General features: G+C 41.8%; 19 protein-coding genes and 2 tRNA genes. 7 read left to right on the plus strand and 14 right to left on the minus strand.

The window, feature by feature from the left end; genetic code table 11:
- Positions 1-17: 17 nt before the first annotated feature.
- The 7 genes from ACPEH5_RS14830 to rlmE all read right to left on the minus strand — a co-directional run bounded on the left by ACPEH5_RS14830 (position 18) and on the right by rlmE (position 5,841).
- Positions 18-94, minus strand: a tRNA-Met gene (locus ACPEH5_RS14830).
- A gap of 58 nt (positions 95-152) precedes the next feature.
- A tRNA-Leu gene (locus ACPEH5_RS14835) sits at positions 153-242 on the minus strand.
- A 116-nt stretch (positions 243-358) separates the two neighbouring features.
- Positions 359-703 (minus strand): preprotein translocase subunit SecG, encoded by a 345-nt coding sequence (gene secG / locus ACPEH5_RS14840; RefSeq protein ID WP_042845742.1) that lies wholly within the window; start codon positions 701-703, stop codon positions 359-361.
- A gap of 218 nt (positions 704-921) precedes the next feature.
- Positions 922-2,259, minus strand: coding sequence for a phosphoglucosamine mutase (gene glmM / locus ACPEH5_RS14845; protein WP_048605844.1), 1,338 nt, complete (start codon positions 2,257-2,259; stop codon positions 922-924).
- Between the two features lie 4 nt (positions 2,260-2,263).
- Complete coding sequence (folP, locus tag ACPEH5_RS14850; protein WP_048605841.1) at positions 2,264-3,100, minus strand: dihydropteroate synthase; 837 nt, start codon at positions 3,098-3,100, stop codon at positions 2,264-2,266.
- Positions 3,101-3,168: 68 nt separating this feature from the next.
- Positions 3,169-5,154, minus strand: coding sequence for an ATP-dependent zinc metalloprotease FtsH (gene ftsH / locus ACPEH5_RS14855; RefSeq protein ID WP_042845747.1), 1,986 nt, complete (start codon positions 5,152-5,154; stop codon positions 3,169-3,171).
- Positions 5,155-5,211: 57 nt separating this feature from the next.
- Positions 5,212-5,841, minus strand: coding sequence for a 23S rRNA (uridine(2552)-2'-O)-methyltransferase RlmE (gene rlmE, locus ACPEH5_RS14860; protein WP_004905912.1), 630 nt, complete (start codon positions 5,839-5,841; stop codon positions 5,212-5,214).
- A gap of 135 nt (positions 5,842-5,976) precedes the next feature.
- Between rlmE and yhbY the strand changes: the two genes are divergently transcribed.
- A complete protein-coding gene (gene yhbY, locus ACPEH5_RS14865; protein ID WP_004905914.1) occupies positions 5,977-6,270 on the plus strand; it encodes a ribosome assembly RNA-binding protein YhbY in 294 nt (97 codons plus the stop codon).
- Positions 6,271-6,389: 119 nt separating this feature from the next.
- Here yhbY and greA read toward each other — a convergent pair whose 3' ends face one another.
- Positions 6,390-6,866: a transcription elongation factor GreA gene (gene greA, locus ACPEH5_RS14870; RefSeq protein ID WP_042845748.1), complete on the minus strand. Its 477-nt coding sequence runs from the start codon at positions 6,864-6,866 to the stop codon at positions 6,390-6,392.
- A 247-nt stretch (positions 6,867-7,113) separates the two neighbouring features.
- Here greA and dacB point away from each other — a divergent pair, with 247 nt between their 5' ends.
- Entirely contained in the window at positions 7,114-8,562 is a 1,449-nt protein-coding gene (gene dacB, locus ACPEH5_RS14875; protein ID WP_042845749.1) for a serine-type D-Ala-D-Ala carboxypeptidase, read from the plus strand.
- A gap of 61 nt (positions 8,563-8,623) precedes the next feature.
- Here the strand turns inward: dacB and cgtA are convergent, their stop codons facing one another.
- The 3 genes from cgtA to rplU all read right to left on the minus strand — a co-directional run bounded on the left by cgtA (position 8,624) and on the right by rplU (position 10,551).
- On the minus strand, positions 8,624-9,799 hold the full coding sequence (gene cgtA, locus ACPEH5_RS14880; protein WP_042845750.1) for an Obg family GTPase CgtA: 1,176 nt from the start codon (positions 9,797-9,799) through the stop codon (positions 8,624-8,626).
- 166 nt (positions 9,800-9,965) lie between these two features.
- Positions 9,966-10,223, minus strand: coding sequence for a 50S ribosomal protein L27 (gene rpmA, locus ACPEH5_RS14885; protein WP_004905922.1), 258 nt, complete (start codon positions 10,221-10,223; stop codon positions 9,966-9,968).
- A gap of 19 nt (positions 10,224-10,242) precedes the next feature.
- Complete coding sequence (gene rplU, locus ACPEH5_RS14890) at positions 10,243-10,551, minus strand: 50S ribosomal protein L21 (RefSeq protein ID WP_004905925.1); 309 nt, start codon at positions 10,549-10,551, stop codon at positions 10,243-10,245.
- Between the two features lie 334 nt (positions 10,552-10,885).
- Here rplU and ispB point away from each other — a divergent pair, with 334 nt between their 5' ends.
- Positions 10,886-11,857, plus strand: coding sequence for an octaprenyl diphosphate synthase (ispB, locus tag ACPEH5_RS14895; protein ID WP_281110876.1), 972 nt, complete (start codon positions 10,886-10,888; stop codon positions 11,855-11,857).
- A 30-nt stretch (positions 11,858-11,887) separates the two neighbouring features.
- Here ispB and ACPEH5_RS14900 read toward each other — a convergent pair whose 3' ends face one another.
- The gene (locus ACPEH5_RS14900) at positions 11,888-12,250 is read right to left on the minus strand and encodes a DNA-binding protein (protein WP_042845752.1); all 363 of its coding nucleotides are present in this window, start codon (positions 12,248-12,250) and stop codon (positions 11,888-11,890) included.
- Positions 12,251-12,383: 133 nt separating this feature from the next.
- Positions 12,384-12,731: a DNA-binding protein gene (locus ACPEH5_RS14905; protein ID WP_042845753.1), complete on the minus strand. Its 348-nt coding sequence runs from the start codon at positions 12,729-12,731 to the stop codon at positions 12,384-12,386.
- A 513-nt stretch (positions 12,732-13,244) separates the two neighbouring features.
- Here ACPEH5_RS14905 and ACPEH5_RS14910 point away from each other — a divergent pair.
- Positions 13,245-13,517, plus strand: coding sequence for a helix-turn-helix domain-containing protein (locus ACPEH5_RS14910; RefSeq protein WP_042845755.1), 273 nt, complete (start codon positions 13,245-13,247; stop codon positions 13,515-13,517).
- A gap of 466 nt (positions 13,518-13,983) precedes the next feature.
- Here ACPEH5_RS14910 and mdh read toward each other — a convergent pair whose 3' ends face one another.
- Positions 13,984-14,922: a malate dehydrogenase gene (mdh, locus tag ACPEH5_RS14915; protein WP_042845761.1), complete on the minus strand. Its 939-nt coding sequence runs from the start codon at positions 14,920-14,922 to the stop codon at positions 13,984-13,986.
- Positions 14,923-15,416: 494 nt separating this feature from the next.
- Between mdh and argR the strand changes: the two genes are divergently transcribed.
- From argR to ACPEH5_RS14930, 3 genes are all read left to right on the plus strand, one after another.
- Positions 15,417-15,887: a transcriptional regulator ArgR gene (gene argR / locus ACPEH5_RS14920; protein WP_042845763.1), complete on the plus strand. Its 471-nt coding sequence runs from the start codon at positions 15,417-15,419 to the stop codon at positions 15,885-15,887.
- An 83-nt stretch (positions 15,888-15,970) separates the two neighbouring features.
- Positions 15,971-16,384: a DUF6122 family protein gene (locus ACPEH5_RS14925; RefSeq protein WP_052219328.1), complete on the plus strand. Its 414-nt coding sequence runs from the start codon at positions 15,971-15,973 to the stop codon at positions 16,382-16,384.
- A gap of 105 nt (positions 16,385-16,489) precedes the next feature.
- Positions 16,490-18,214, plus strand: a complete 1,725-nt coding sequence (locus ACPEH5_RS14930) for an arylsulfatase (protein ID WP_071548887.1) — start codon at positions 16,490-16,492, stop codon at positions 18,212-18,214.
- Position 18,215 lies beyond the last annotated feature (1 nt).

Raw genomic sequence — 18,215 nt, forward strand, 5'->3', positions numbered from 1 at the left:
GTATGTTGAATAAGAAATGGTTGCGGGAGCCGGATTTGAACCGACGACCTTCGGGTTATGAGCCCGACGAGCTACCAAGCTGCTCCATCCCGCGTTCGAAAACGTGACATATTCTACACTGATAACTCGTAAACTACAAGCTATCAAAATAATGGTGCCGAGGACGGGACTTGAACCCGTACGCCCGTTTTGTAGGCACTACCACCTCAAGGTAGCGTGTATACCAATTTCACCACCTCGGCACTGAGGCGAGGTTATCAATTTAAAATCAATAACCTCAAATTTTTAACTTCTTACTCATTTCTGAGCTTACTACTTAATGATGACAATAACTGCCTTCATTCGGAATCTTTAACACTTAACGAGGAATATCGCTCGTTGGTGTAGCTGGTGCTGCCGGCACGTCTGTTGGTTGCTCGACTTTCGCAGGTTCACTAATGTTTTCCCACTTACTACCACTACCAGTTCCATACTTATTTGCAGTCATATTGCCAAGTATTAAACTGATGATGAAAAACACAGCAGCCAAGATTCCAGTCATACGAGTCATGAAGTTACCTGAACCCGATGAGCCAAACAGTGTTGCAGAAGCACCCGCACCGAATGATGCACCCATGTCAGCACCTTTACCTTGCTGTAACATAATCAGAGCAATAAGCCCGATAGCTGCTAGCAGGAAAATAATTAAAAGAGCTATGTACATTTGAGTTACCTATTCAGTTACGGTGCATAGCCTAATGCTATGACCTTTATCACTGCACACCCGCCCAATTCCCCGCAAAAGGACACTCTTACAGGATTGAGCAGGTGCGAATACTACCCAAAGCTGAGCCGACAAGCAAGTCTATTTTAAACTCTATCGATTATTTGCGGAAAAAAACAACAAATTTTCGAAATATTGCTCAGCTTTATTTATTACAATCAACCTGCGGCTTTAACTGCATCCGCAATACGATTCGCCATTGCAGTTACATCCGCTTCATTTTCGCCTTCAACCATGACACGAATTAACGGCTCTGTACCCGATTTTCTGAGTAACACGCGGCCTTTACCTGCCAGTTGCTTTTCAACTTCTTCATTAGCAGCAATAACCCCCTCATTTTGTAGAGGGTCGTGTGTGCCTTTGAACCGAACATTAACCAGCACTTGAGGTAATAATTTCATACCACTACATAAGTCATGCAAACTCATATGGTTACGTACCATAGCGCTCAAAACTTGTAGGCCAGCAACAATACCGTCACCCGTGGTGGTTTTATCCAGTAAAATTACATGGCCTGAGTTTTCCGCGCCCATGCGCCAGCCTTTTTCCTGTAATTTTTCGAGCACATAGCGGTCACCCACTTTAGCTCGTTCAAATGGAATGCCTAACTGTTTCAGGGCTATTTCTAAGCCCATATTGCTCATTAATGTACCGATTACCCCGCCTTTTAATTGACCTTGGCGTAGAGCTTCTCTAGCGACAATAAATAAGATTTGGTCGCCATCCACTTTTTCGCCCATATGGTCAACCATGATAATACGGTCACCATCACCATCAAACGCTAGGCCGACGTCTGCTTTTTCTTCTAATACTTTTTGTTGTAGTTGTCGAACATCAGTAGCGCCGCATTCTTCATTGATGTTGATCCCATTCGGGTCACAACCAATAGTAATGACTTCCGCACCTAACTCACGAAATACATTGGGGGCAATGTGATAAGTCGCACCATTAGCACAGTCAATAACGATTTTTAGGCTGGATAAGCTTTGCTCATTTGGGAACGTCCCTTTACAGAACTCAATATAACGCCCAGCAGCGTCTACAATCCGATTAGCGCGACCCAATTCTGCTGATTCGACACAAGTGATCGGTTTTTCCATTTCAGCTTCAATGGCTTCTTCGACTTCATCAGGTAACTTAGTCCCATCAATTGAAAAGAATTTGATGCCATTATCATAATAAGGGTTATGGGAAGCGGAAATAACGATCCCCGCTTCAGCGCGGAAAGTACGTGTTAAATAAGCCACCGCTGGCGTCGGCATTGGCCCTGTAAAAGATGCTGATAGCCCAGCGGCCGCTAGCCCAGCTTCTAGAGAAGACTCCAGCATATAACCAGAAATACGCGTATCCTTACCGATAATAATTTTACGTGAGCCATGACGCGCAAGGACTTTCCCTGCTGCCCAACCTAATTTTAAAACGAAGTCAGGAGTAATTGGGCTATCACCCACTTTGCCACGGATACCATCGGTACCAAAATATTTACGCTCACTCATACGCTTACTTTTCCTTTTCTGACAGAGTCATCTGTACCACTTGCATCGCTTGCACTGTTTCTTTGACATCATGAACTCGAATGATGTGCGCTCCTTGCATTGCAGCAATAACTGCGCAAGTAAGGCTGCCTGCGAGACGCTCTTGAGGTGGAACATTCAATAATTGCCCAATCATAGATTTACGTGACATACCAGCCAATAGCGGTAGTCCGAAATTATGAAATTGTTCTAAGTTTGCCAATAATTGATAATTATGCGACAAGTTTTTACCAAACCCAAAGCCTGGATCAAGGATAATTTGCTGCCTATCGATTCCAGCATTCACACAACGTGCAATTTCAGCCTCTAGATAGTCTTTAACTTCACGCACAACATTCTCATAATTTGGGGCGGCTTGCATTGTTCGTGGCTGGCCTTGCATGTGCATAATACACACAGGTAACCCAGTTTGAGCAGCAACGTCTAATGCATCCGGCTCATGAAGTGAGCGAATATCATTAATCATATGCATCCCTGCCTTTGCCGCTTCAGACATCACTTGCGCTTTCGAAGTGTCAACAGAAATCCACACATCAAAACGTTGGGCAATAGCCTCTACTACAGGGATCACCCTATCGAGTTCTTCGCTAACAGAAACTTCAGCTGCCCCAGGACGAGTTGACTCACCACCAATATCGATAATGGTTGCCCCTTCTTGCACCATCCTAGCTACATGCTCTAATGCATCATGATAACGATTATGAGTGCCACCATCTGAGAACGAATCAGGAGTAACATTCAGAATCCCCATCACTTGCGGTGTGGATAAATCAAGGACACTGCCTCTCGCTTTGATTTGCATTGTTATTTTCCTTAACGAAAAAAACCCCAGCGAACTGGGGCTCTCGATTACCTTACTTTTCCGATAACTTATTGTGGCTTGTTATCGTTATTGTCTGATGGGTTTGATTCATCAGTATTGTTGCTTGGCTCTTCAGCATTATTTTTTGGTTCTTCAGTTTGAGGTTTATCAGCAACTTTATCGCCATTTGACGCACCTTTGCCAAATGTTCCAGTCACGTTACTGACTTTTTTGTCCTCATCCCAACCTGCTGGTTCACGTACTGGACGACGATTCATTAAATCATCAATCATTGGCATATCGATAGTTTCGTATTTCAACAATGCGTCTTTCGTTGCATGCAGAATATCAATATTGTCTTCCAGTGTTTTATAAGCCAATTGGTAGCAGTGGTCTAAGATTTTCTTAATTTCTTCATCAACAATACGCGCTGTTTCATCAGAAATACCTGAACCATTACCCGCAGAACGACCTAAAAATGCAGGGCCTTCTTCTTTTGAGTATTGCATTGGACCTAAACGGTCTGAGAAGCCCCACTGAGTCACCATGTTACGCGCTGTATTCGTTGCAAACTGAATATCAGAAGAGGCACCCGTGGTGACTTTATCTCGCCCGTAAATCAGTTCTTCTGCGATACGACCCGCATATGCTGTCGCAATCATCCCTTCCAGTTTTAAGCGGCTACGGCTAACTTCATCACCTTCTGGTAAGAAGAATGCCACACCCAGCGCTTGACCACGTGGAACGATTGTGACTTTGTGAACAGGGTCATGCTCTGGCATTAAATGACCGATAATCATATGGCCACCTTCATGGTAAGCCGTTGATTCTTTTTGTTCTTCAGTCATCATCAGAGAACGACGCTCAGCACCCATCCAAATTTTATCACGAGCTTTTTCAAATTCGACCATAGAAACGACACGCATATTTGCGCGAGCTGCGAACAATGCCGCCTCGTTCACTAGGTTGGCTAATTCTGCTCCAGAAAAACCAGGGGTTGCACGAGCAAGGATGAAAGTATCAACACTTGGGTCGATAGGAACACGACGCATATGCACTCTCAGAATTTGCTCACGGCCACGAACATCTGGCAAGCCAACAACAACCTGACGGTCAAAACGACCTGGACGTAATAACGCTGGGTCAAGTACGTCTGCACGGTTAGTTGCGGCAATAACAATAATACCTTCGTTACCTTCGAAACCATCCATTTCAACTAGCATCTGGTTCAGGGTTTGTTCACGTTCATCGTGACCACCACCTAAACCTGCACCACGTTGGCGACCGACAGCATCGATTTCATCAATAAAGATGATACAAGGCGCAGCTTTTTTCGCTTGTTCGAACATATCACGAACACGAGAAGCACCAACCCCCACAAACATTTCCACGAAGTCTGAACCGGAAATAGTAAAGAATGGGACTTTTGCTTCACCCGCAATAGCCTTTGCAAGTAGTGTTTTACCTGTACCAGGAGGCCCTACCATCAGGACGCCTTTAGGAATTTTACCGCCAAGTTTCTGGAAGCGAGCAGGTTCACGTAAAAACTCTACGATTTCACCGACTTCTTCTTTCGCTTCATCACACCCTGCAACGTCTGCAAATGTTGTTTTTATCTGATCTTCCGTCAACATGCGGGCTTTACTTTTGCCGAATGACATTGCCCCCTTGCCGCCGCCACCTTGCATCTGGCGCATAAAGAAAATCCAGACACCAATCAACAGAAGCATTGGGAACCAGGAAATGAAAATAGATGTCAGTAAGCTAGGTTCTTCTGGTGGTTCACCAACGACAGTCACATGCTTATTCAGCATGGTGTCTAACAGCTTCTCATCCTGCATAGGAAGATAAGTTGTATAGCGGCTATTATCAGCCTTTCTGACGTTCAGTTCACGACCTGTGATACGAACTTCACGTACCTGATCCTGGGCTAACTCATTGATAAACGTAGAATAATCAACTCTGCGACTATTCGAATCGCTTGGGCCAAAACTCTGGAACAAGGACATCAGAACAACTGCGATGACTAACCAGAGAATCAGGTTTTTCGCCATGTCACTCAAGGGATTAACCTCATATTACAACTGTGTTAACAAATAACGCTCAGGGTACTATAGTTTTAGCCCTGTCGCTACAATGTATACTTCACGTGACCGTGCCCGCGAAGATTCAGGTTTACGAACTTTTACTTTCGTAAACAGGGAGCGGATATCCCTAAGGTAATCGTCAAAGCCTTCTCCCTGAAACACTTTAACAATGAAACTCCCCCCAGGCGCCAATACAGCACGGCACATATCCAATGCTAATTCAACCAGATACATAGAGCGAGGAATATCGACCGCAGGTGTCCCACTCATATTTGGGGCCATATCTGACATGACCACCTGTACTTTTTTGTCGCCTACTCGTTCTAGCAAAGCGGCGAGCACTGCCTCGTCACGAAAATCCCCTTGAAGGAAATCAACGCCAACGATTGGGTCCATCGGTAATAAGTCACAAGCAATAACACGCCCATTATGACCTATTTGGCTGACAACATATTGTGACCAACCACCAGGGGCTGCTCCTAAATCAACAACGGTCATACCTGGTTTAAATATTTTATCACCTTGCTGGATTTCCTCCAGTTTAAACCATGCACGTGAGCGTAGCCCTTTTTTTTGTGCTTGCTGAACATATTTATCACTAAAATGTTCTTGCAACCAGCGACTTGAGCTTGCCGAACGTTTTTTATTGGCCATTGTGTCTTCCAACTATACTAAAAGATCTACACCTATGTTGCTGCTTCTTTACCATCGAACAGATATAATTGATGGTGATAGATATCAGATGGCGGTAGAATAAGCCATTTTCAATACTAACCAAGCAAAAAATCGATGAATCTTAATAAAAAACAAATTCAGCACCTAAAAAGTCTCGCTCATCACTTAAACCCTGTCGTTATGATTGGCAACAACGGTTTAACCGAAGGTGTCTTAGCTGAGATTGAACTCTCACTAGCGCATCATGAGCTTATCAAAGTCAAAATCGCAGGCGAAGACCGTGATACTAAAAATTTGATCGCTGATGCGATTGTTCGCGAAACTGGTGCAGTAAATGTACAAATCATTGGTAAAATTCTTGTTATTTACCGCCCTTCGGCGGATCGCAAAATCATTTTACCTAAATAATAACCCATCATTTATATAAAAATGCCATTGAAAGCATGTTTTATATGTTGAAAAAGGCCGCCTGCGGCCTTTTTCTTTAAATCCGGGGAAATAATATAACCAATTCAGTAAAATAGGAATCAGATATACTCAACTTTAAGAATTTCGAACTCTACATCCCCACCTGGGGTTTTGATTGAGACGACATCGTCAACCTCTTTACCGACTAAACCACGTGCTATTGGTGAATTGACTGAAATCAGATTAACTTTAATATCAGCCTCATCATCACCAACAATACGATACGTTAGCTCTTCGTCGGTATCAACATTTAATACTGTCACTGTTGCGCCAAAGATCACTCGACCGTTATTAACCATTTTGGTTACATCAATCACTTGTGCGTGAGAAAGTTTACCTTCGATTTCTTGGATACGGCCTTCACAGAAGCCCTGCTGCTCACGAGCCGCATGATATTCTGCATTTTCTTTTAAATCACCGTGCTCCCGCGCATCAGCAATTGCGGCGATAATTTCTGGGCGGCGAACAGATTTCAGGAACTCCAGTTCCTCTCTTAGTTTGTCCGCACCAAGTACTGTCATCGGGATCTGTTTCATTAATAAATACCTCGGTTCAATCCTATCTAAAAATAAGTATCTTCCTGATTTTGTAACAACAGCACACCGAACACCTCTGTATAACAGGGGGGTGTTCTAGGTAAAAAAACTCAATCAGACTTATGTACTCATTTATCTTATCATAATGTACGCTATTTTAACTGAGACTTAATAGCGGGTCACCGTTTACTTTATTAGGCATTACACTTTAGTATGTGCTGTATGTCCACCCTAATGCGTGAAATATATGTCATTATTAACTTTAACCAGAAAATGGATAATCACTTTAGGGATCACCCTAGCCAGTAGCCAAGCTTTGGCGATCCCAATTGATGAATACAAGCAGTATCTACCTGACGGCACTAACCTTGCTCTGGTCGCGCAAACGGTGGGAAGTAATACCCCATTAATTGATTATAACGCCCAGCAAATGGCTCTTCCAGCGAGCACCCAAAAAGTGGTGACGGCACTTGCAGCATTGTTGCAATTGGGGCCAGATTACCGTTTTGTTACCAATTTTGAAACGAGTGCAAAACTGAGCAACAATACACTGACAGGTGACTTAGTCATCCGCTTCAGTGGTGACCCAACGTTAACTCGCCAGCAAATTCGGAACATGGCAAATGCGTTAAAACAGCTAGGGATCGAAAAAATTGATGGGGATTTGATCGTCGATATTTCCGCATTTACCAGCCACGATAAAGCACCTGGCTGGGTATGGAATGATATGACCCAATGCTTCAGTGCGCCACCTGCTGCCGCTATTATCGACCGCAATTGTTTTTCTGTATCCCTATACCCTGCTGAAAAAGCAGGTGATTTTGCCTTTATCAAAACAGCTAGTTTTTATCCTGTTAACATGTTCAGTGAAGTCAAAACATTGGCAAAAGGCTCTCCCGAAGCCCGTTATTGCGAACTTGACGTCGTACCCGGTGAGTTAAATCGCTATACTTTAACAGGTTGCCTTACTCAACGTAGTGACCCCTTACCTCTCGCTTTTGCGGTGCAAAATGGAGCTAGCTACTCAGGGGCAATTGTCAAAAATGAGCTCACTACCGCAGGCATCGAATTAGTCGGTCATATAAAAAAACGGACTCAGCCAACAGCTCAATCACAAGTGTTAGTCAAAACAGAATCTAAGCCCTTACATGACTTATTGAAAGTAATGTTAAAGAAATCCGATAACATGATTGCCGACACCGTTTTTCGTACCATTGGTCGCGAATATTATGGTGTTCCAGGAACATGGCGCTCAGGGTCTGATGCCGTAAGGCAAGTTTTGAAACAAAAAGCGGGGATCGATCTTGGCAATACTGTCATGGTCGATGGCTCAGGGTTATCACGCCATAATTTAATCACCCCGGCAACGATGATGGAAGTTTTGCAGTTTGTCGCTAAAAACGATCAACAGCTCGATTTTATCTCTATGCTCCCCTTAGCAGGTCATGATGGGACATTACGCTATCGTGGTGGTTTTGATGAGGCGGGCGTTAATGGGAAAGTGTCTGCCAAAACAGGTGCATTACAGGGGGTTTATAACCTAGCCGGCTTTATTACAACAGCCAGTGGGCAACGCGTAGCATTTGTACAGTTTATTTCTGCTTATGCCGTACCACAGAGCCAACAACGCAGTCGTCGTGTACCGTTAGTGCGCTTCGAAAGCCGTTTGTATAAAGATCTGTACCAGAAAAATTGATCAATCAAAATTTGGTAATTAAAAAAGGCGCCTTTGCGCCTTTTTTATGTCTCAACGATAACTATTTCTGGTAAATGATTTCGACGCCTTCGTCGTCATCTTCATCCCAATCGTCATCCCAGTCATCATCAATATCTTCAGCGCCAGAAAGCTGTTCTTTGTGATAATCATCCCACATGAACTCGACTTTTTCTGGTTGCGGAGCATCTTCAGTGGTTGCCATATCGCGTGGCTGAGTATTCATAAATTCCATGATGTCCCAACAAAGTGCTTTTACACCTTCATGGTTAACTGCTGATATCATGTAATATTTATCTTCCCAACCCATTGCTTTAGCAATTTCTGCTGCGCGTTGTGCGGATTCTTCTTCACCTAAGATATCGATCTTATTAAAGACTAACCAGCGAGGCTTCGCAGCCAGTTTTTCACTGTATTTTTCTAGTTCACTGATGATGATCTTGGCATTTTCGACAGGATCTGATTCATCAATAGGACAGATGTCGATCAAGTGTAATAAAACACGACAACGTTCTAAGTGTTTCAGGAATTGGATCCCAAGACCTGCTCCTTCCGCAGCGCCTTCGATCAACCCAGGAATATCCGCGACCACAAAACTTTGTTCGTTATCCATACGCACCACACCTAGGCTTGGCACTAAAGTTGTGAATGGATAATCAGCTACCTTTGGCTTAGCGGCTGATACAGAACGTATAAATGTTGATTTACCTGCGTTTGGCATACCCAACATGCCTACGTCAGCTAATAGCATCAGTTCTAACAGTATTTCGCGAGTTTCGCCCTTCGTCCCCATAGTACGTTGACGTGGAGCTCGATTTACTGAAGATTTAAAACGTGTATTCCCAAGGCCATGAAAGCCGCCTTTAGCAACCATATGGCGCTGTTCATGGCGGGTCATGTCACAAAGGATTTCATTAGTGCCTAAATCGCGTACACGCGTTCCTACAGGGACTTTAACCGTGATATCTTGACCACGCTTACCGGTACACTCACGACTTTGACCATTTTGCCCACGTTCTGCACGAAATGATTTTTCAAAGCGATAGTCGATCAGGGTGTTGAGGTTTTCATCTGCTTGCAAGTAAACATCACCACCATCACCACCATCACCTCCGTCAGGTCCCCCTTTCGGAATGTATTTTTCACGGCGGAAGCTGACACAACCATTGCCACCATCTCCTGCCACGACTAATATTTTGGCTTCATCTACAAATTTCATAATTCTCTCTCCGTTTCTGAGCCATATAACGCTGGATGGCTGTTTTACTCAGAGATGGCGTATTTTTTAATACGAGTGCACTTCATTAGAAACAAAATGCCTGAATATAAAAAGCCCCGCAAAAGTTTTTTGCAGGGCTTTAATTCTGAATTAAAGATCAGAAAACTTATTCAGCTTCGATGCTGATAAATTTACGATTGTTTGGACCTTTAACTTCAAATTTAACTTTACCATCCGCTAATGCGAATAGAGTGTGGTCACGGCCACAACCTACGTTGTTACCTGCGTGGAACTTAGTACCACGTTGACGAACGATGATGCTACCTGCTAATACAGCTTCACCACCAAAACGTTTAACACCTAAACGTTTTGCTTCTGAGTCACGACCGTTACGAGTCGAACCACCAGCCTTTTTGTGTGCCATTAATCTGCTCTCCTAAATCTTAAGCGATGACAGTGATCTTAACATCAGTGAACCACTGACGATGACCCTGTTGTTTACGGCTATGTTTACGACGACGGAACTTGACGATTTTTACTTTTTCGCCACGGCCGTGTGCAACAACTTCCGCTTTCACTTTAACGCCTTCAACGACAGGAGCGCCGATTTGGATCTCATCGCCATTAGCAACCATCAGAACTTGATCAAATTCAACAGTTTCACCTGTTGCGATGTCCAGCTTTTCTAGGCGGACAGTTTGACCTTCGCTAACTCGGTGTTGTTTACCACCACTTTGGAAAACCGCGTACATATTAACTCCGCTTTCCGCGTACCCGTTAAATATCTCAATTCCAGAGCACGCTATAAAATATTCACAATAGGGCGCGAATTCTACGCAAAAAAGCATCAGAACACAAGCCTATAATGCGGTTAGATGACAAAAAATACGACTTTTTTCTCAATAACCGTTTTTGAGCATTGATTTCACGCTTATTGCTTCAATTGTTACTTATTTAAACATTTTTTGCATCACACCTGATAATCTTATTATTAATAATGTTATGCTAATACCATAACTGTTATATCGGTCTCCCGATTTTTTATTCAGGGAATGAACCAAAAACTAATAATATGAATAAATTACGATGAATTTAGAATCTATTATTGAACTAACAACTGAAGATATGTCTGCGGTAAACGAGGCTATTCTCAGTCAATTGAATTCAGATGTTGCGCTAATTAACCAACTTGGTCATTACATTGTCAGTGGTGGTGGCAAAAGGATCCGGCCAATGATCGCTGTGCTTGCAGGGCGAGCACTCGGCTATTCTGGTCATAAGCATACCCAAGTCGCAGCCTTGATCGAGTTCATTCATACCGCAACGTTATTGCATGATGATGTTGTCGATGAATCCGATATGCGTCGTGGAAAACAAACCGCTAATGCCGTTTTTGGTAATGCGGCAAGTGTTCTTGTCGGTGATTTTATTTACACTCGATCCTTCCAGATGATGACAGATCTTGATTCAATGCGGGTGTTAAAGCTGATGTCTGAAGCGACTAATGTGATCGCCGAAGGGGAAGTATTACAGTTGATGAACTGTAACGATCCCAATATTACTGAAGAAAACTACATGCAAGTGATCTACAGTAAAACGGCGCGTTTATTTGAAGCTGCAGCTCATGCTTCTGCTATTTTAGCCAATGCGACGCCAGAGCAAGAAAAAGCCTTGCAAGATTATGGTCGTTATATTGGTACGGCATTTCAACTCATTGATGATCTTTTGGATTACGATGCAGATAATGCGCAATTAGGTAAAAATACAGGTGACGATCTTGATGAGGGTAAACCAACGCTCCCTCTTCTTCACGCCATGCAACATGGTAATGAAGAAGAATCTGCTTTGATCCGCCAAGCGATCGAGCAAGGCAATGGACGCCACTTATTAGATACCGTCCTCGCAACGATGAAACGTTGTGGCTCCCTTGAGTATACCTATGCCCGCGCACAAGAAGAGGCACAAAAAGCCATTGATATGCTAGATGTTATTGATGATTCTATCTATAAAGAAGCATTAATTGGCCTAGCGCACATTGCCATACAACGCCATTCCTAAGATTCACTCATGCGATGCGAGAAAGAGGAGTTATTTTTCCTCTTTCTCTTCTTCACCAATTTGAGCAAGAAGTGATGATAAGCCGTAACGCAAGATATGTTTGACAATTTTATTGCGTTCAGCCTCCGTCAATTGGTAATAGGCTTCTGACCAAATTTGCAGTGCATCTATTCTTTGGCTTTGGTAAGTCACCGATGGCTCACATAAACTGAGTTGCCCTTGAATTTCATCAGGTAAGCTCTCTACATAATATTCAACAGCCTTACCTTGAACGCCCCGTTTGCGACGATGCTTCCAGCCTTCTCGTCTTGCCATTAGGTTTACCCCCTGAGGCGATGTAGGGAGACCTTCTAGCCCTGCTAATTCTTTTGCAGTGAACCACAATTTTTTCATATTTTCACTTTCACGCTTATATTATGAAACCTGCTGTTGCAGCTTTACCAAATCGTCAACTGTTAAAAAAATTTTAGACTCAATATAATATTATTTTTATATACTAATTATTTGCATCTTAAGTATTTGTAAACTATTTATTATTAATTAAATCGATTAGTGCTAAAGCCCCTTCACGCATAATGAATGTCAAAATAATGTCACGCTCCTCGTTAGAAAGCTGGTTATATGCCTCCTGCCAAATAAACGAATTATCATTTCGTTTGACTTGATAAGGTGCAGAAGTTTCATTCACAAACTGGCTTTCAAAAATATCGATAGGCAAAGAACTAATATGATATTCCAACGCTTTTCCTTGAATCCCCCGCCTTTTACGGCTGACCCAATTTTCTCGCCTTGCCATCGCATTAATGCCTTGAGTCGTCATGGGAAGCCCTTGCAACCCAACCAACTCCTTTGCAGTTAGCCATTCCTTGTACATGCTGACCCTCCTAGTCATGATGACAATTTATTTCTAGTTGCTGAAAACTATCTATATTTTCTTAAAAACATTAACTCATTCATTTTATTTATAACTACAAATAATAATATACAAATAATATTTGTTATTAGTATTCTAATTTCTTTTAATAACAGATAATTAAATGATTTACTCGCTAATAATTTAACTAATTTTATTGAGTAATTTATATATATTACTAATACAAGTAACGGATAACATTAAATACGCCATTTCCACTACTAACTCGAAAGAGTTAGTTTTAATTTCAAAGTTTTATCCTAATTCACAATTATTAACACTGACTTTCTATTTAGTTTCACAAAAACCCCGACAGTTTCATAAAATGAAGTTTTTAGAAAAAACTGGAAATTATTTTGGGAAATTTCTGTTATTTTATTTCCAATAACAGGGAGTTTGTACTGAATGTATCACAGTTTCCCGTTACTCGTACCATTAACTCTACATTATTCTGAGCGAAAAAAGGACTAAAAAATGATTTTACGGAAGTCGGACTGGCATCCAGCAGACATCATCGCCGCTTTACGTAAGCGTGGAACAACTCTGGCCGCTATTTCTAGAGAGGCAGGTCTTAGCTCTTCTACGTTAGCGAATGCACTATCACGCCCTTGGCCTAAAGGGGAATGGATCATTGCCAATTTTTTAGGTATCCATCCTTCTGAAATTTGGCCTAGTCGGTATTATGACCCTATCTCGGGGAACTTATTAGAAAGGAAAGTCAGAGATAAAACACAAGTAGAAAGCTAAAAAAATAATGAATATAAAGCCATTGTTATGAGTTATTATCGGTGGCTTTATATTCTTATACTAACTGATTAATACTAATTGATTAAGTTGAGACAATTTTTATCTAAACCCAAAAACCTTATTGATGGGGCGTTATATTAAGTCATCTATATTTCTTCACTCGATTTGCAATCTCAATATTTCCCCTACAGCCCATTAACTAACAATAAGATGCCCCATATCATTAAGCAGCCAAAAACCACTTGCTTACATCATCGATTATAAATGAGTAAAACAATTAGCCCCTATACAATATTGGCTGGCGTCTATTTTGCATCCATTACTATGGGAAATAAGTACTCATAGATCTTCATTGGAGTCAGTACATGAGGTGAAGAATACCGTGGCGTGGTGTGACAAAAATAAAAAGGTTGAGTTCTATAGACTTGAACTCAACCTTTTTTTAGTTAGAAAAAATTAATTGGCATTAGCCGTTAATAAATTTTTCGCCTAACTCAATGTCTGCTTTTAATACACTTAACATTTCTTTTAGCGCATTTTCTTCAAACGCACTTAATTTACCCACTGGTAAGTGTTTTTCGATACCATTTTTACCTAAAACAACTGGTTGTGCGAAGAAGCGTGCGTGCTCACCATCACCTTCGGTGTAAACACATTCAACAATATTGCTTTCGCCTTGTAGGCCGCGAATTAAAGATAAGCCTAAGCGTGCTGCTGCTTGGCCCATAGACAGAGTCGCTGACCCGCCACCGGCTTTAGCTTCAACAACTTCTGTACCTGCATTTTGGATACGCTTAGTCAGAGCTGCAACTTCTTCGTCAGTGAAGCTAACACCTTCAATTTGTGATAATAAAGGAAGAATTGTCACACCTGAGTGACCGCCGATTACAGGAACTTCGATGTCATTGACATTTTTGCCTTTTAATTCAGCAACAAAAGTATTAGAACGAATAATATCCAGTGTTGTCACACCGAATAAACGATTCTTGTCGTAAACACCTGCTTTTTTCAGTACTTCTGCTGCAATTGCAACTGTAGTATTCACAGGGTTAGTAATAATACCAATTAACGCTTTCGGGCAAGTTTCAGCGATTTGTTGGACCAGATTACGAACAATACCCGCGTTAATATTAAACAGGTCAGAGCGATCCATGCCTGGTTTACGCGCAACACCCGCTGAAATAAGAACAATATCTGCACCTTTTAGCGCCGGTTTTGCATCTTCACCAGCAAAACCTGTTACTTTAACATCAGTAGGGATGTGGCTTAAGTCAGCAGCAACACCTGGCGTTACTGGTGCGATGTCGTAGAGGGAGAGTTCTGAACCTGCTGGGAGCTGGTTTTTGAGAAGAAGGGCTAGAGCCTGACCGATACCACCTGCTGCACCTAGGACTGCAACTTTCATTCTGAAACTCCTTAATTTGTACTTTAAAAAGATATCACTTTATTTGTTATACACTTAACACATTACGTATAAAAAACAATTTGTTAACAGATAGAGAGAGAGTTTAACGCTAGAGAACTTGTCTACTAATTGCCAGTATTCTAAACAAATTCCTTATCTGTTAATGAGATAACGGGCACTTTTTTAACAAATAGTTTTTCTTACTATTGATTTTCGCACAATAAGTTGTTTTTACTGTTTATTATTCAAACAAAATCATTTTTATTAACAACAATTTTACAATATTTATTGCGTAAGTTCATTAGCCTATTATGCTGACGCTTAACTATGGGCAAACAAGATAAATTAATGTTTATCATTAACCTCTCCATGGCTCTTTAACTCAAGGGCACATTGAATACTGTTTATAAAATCATCATAACGCAATTTTGTTGCATAAAAATGCACATTTACGGATAATACAACTCAGTTTAATGCCGAAGAATGGGTTAATTATGCGCACTCCGTCTAAACAAGAAGACTTGGTTAAGGCTTTTAAAGCCCTATTGAAAGAAGAGAAATTCAGCTCACAAGCTGAAATTGTCACAGCTCTCCAAGAAGAAGGCTTCGAAAACATCAATCAATCAAAAATTTCCAGAATGCTGACAAAATTTGGTGCGGTTCGCACCCGTAATGCAAAAATGGAAATGGTGTATTGCCTACCGACAGAGCCCGGTGTTCCTACTGCTACCAGCCCTCTCAAAAATTTGGTGTTGGATATTGACTATAACCCTTCAGTTGTCGTCATTAGAACTAGCCCAGGTGCCGCACAACTTATTGCACGTTTACTAGACTCTTTGGGGAAAGCGGAGGGGATTTTAGGCAGTATCGCGGGAGATGACACGATTTTCTCTACGCCTGCAAATAACTTCACAACGCAAGAACTGTATGAAGCTATCTTAGCGTTGTTTGAACAAGAATTATAATTTTATCGATATTCATTGATATGAAGAGGGGAGTCTTATTTCCCTCTGTTTTTTCTGCCCCCTAACTGCTTTGGGACTTCGCTGTGTTATTCGACATTTTCCGTAACCTCGTACATTATGGTTTCCATTTTTTGATGCCAATTCTATTTGCTTATTTATTTTGGCGAAAAAATTGGAAGATCGCAGCGTTAATCATGATAGCGACTATGGCTATCGATTTAGACCACCTATTAGCAGATCCAATTTTCGACCCTGAGCGTTGCGGTATTGGCTTTCATCCTCTTCATTCCCTTTGGGCTGCTATTGCTTATGTGGTGTTATTATTTATGCCTTCATGGAAGCTCAAGGCTGTCGCTGTAGGTTGCTTATTCCATCTTTTTACAGATTCATTAGATTGTTATATGGGCAGTCTCAAAAAAGAAATGAATGCCCCAATCACGTTGAGCTTAGCTGTCACACAATGCCCTATTTCTGTGCCTTCCTTGAGTGTTAATTAAGCTTTCATTTATACCATAGATATAATTCCAAAGAACGATAGTCATCCATAGCAACAATATCTAATGTTAATGAAACAATTTATTAACAATTGAGGCCGTGGAATGATCAAAAAAACACTATTAGCCGTTGCATTAAGCAGTGCAATATCAAACTTTGCTTACAGCGCCCCCCTTGAAAAACCTAATATTTTAATCATTATCGCCGACGATATGGGGTATTCCGATATCAGTCCTTTTGGCGGTGAGATCCCGACACCTAATTTACAAACAATGGCAGAACAAGGTGTCAGAATGAGCCAGTATTACACCTCACCGATGTCTGCACCTGCACGCTCCATGCTACTCACTGGCGCCACCAATCAGCAAGCTGGTATCGGTGGAATGTGGTGGTACGAAAATACAGTCGGTGAACCAGGCTATGAATTACGGCTAACTGATCGCGTTGTTACCATGGCCGAGCGTTTCCAAGATGCTGGCTATAACACACTGATGTCAGGGAAATGGCACTTAGGCTACAGTTCTGGCTCCAAGCCAACCGATAGGGGTTTTAACCAAGCTTTTGCCTTTATGGGAGGTGGCACTAGCCATTTTGATGATGCAGTTCCTCTTGGTACCGTTGAAAGTTTCCATACCTATTACACGTTAAATGGTAAGAAAACCGCTTTACCTGCGAATTTTTACTCCAGCGAAGCTTATGCACAACAACTTGAAAAATGGATCAAAGAAACACCCAGTGAACAGCCCATTTTTGCTTATTTAGCCTTCACGGCTCCCCATGACCCCCTACAAGCACCAGATGACTGGACCCAGCGTTTTGACGGTCAATATGATGAAGGCTATGGGAAAATTTACCGGCAGAGAATCAACCGATTAAAAGAAATCGGGATTATTACAGATAAAACACCGATGCCTCACCTTGATTTAGATAAAGAATGGGAACAACTCACCCCCGAAGAAAAACGCTATGCCGCTAAAACCATGCAAGTCTACGCCGCCATGATAGCTAATATGGATGAGCAAATTGGCAATGTATTCCAGACGCTAAAAGAAACTGGGCGAGATAAAAACACCATCATTATTTTTGCCACTGATAATGGAGCTAACCCTGCTCAAGGCTTTTATTACGAGGGCGACCCTGCATTTTGGACGCAATTTGATAATAGCTACGAAAACTTAGGTCGTAAAAATTCATTTATTTCAGCAGGCCCTCATTGGGCTAATGTTAGCAATGCTCCGTATGCCAATTACCATAAAACTACTAGCGCACAGGGTGGCATTAATACCAATTTCATTATCAAAGGCCTTGGTATCCATAAAGCGGGTAGTATTGATAATACCCCTATGGCCGTTTATGACATCGCGCCAACCTTATATGAATTTGCCAATATTGACCCCAATAAAAAAATTAAAAATATCAACCCAGTCCCCATTAGAGGAGTTAGCTTTAAACAACATTTTACCCAAGATATCCCCGTTAAAACCCGCTATTCATTTGCCATGGAATTACATAATCAGGCAGCCTTGGTTGAAGGTGATTGGAAACTACGCCGCCTTGTTCCAAACTCGGCAAAAGCAGAAATGGCGCCATGGGAGTTGTTTAATTTAAAAAATGATCCGCTAGAAACGCAAAACGTTGCAACACAACATCCGAAGATCCTTGAGAAACTTCGTCAGCAATATGAACAATTTGCTAAAACTGGCATGGTGATTGAAGCCAAAGGAGAAGCCATTGATTATATTGGTTATGATGAAAAAACAGGTAACTATATTGGTATCGACCCCAAAACGCATAAACGTATTATTCCCTCAGTGAATCAATCAGGGGAATAAT

The sequence above is a fragment of the Providencia sp. NPDC089933 genome (assembly GCF_049545585.1).
GTDB lineage: Bacteria > Pseudomonadota > Gammaproteobacteria > Enterobacterales > Enterobacteriaceae > Providencia > Providencia huashanensis.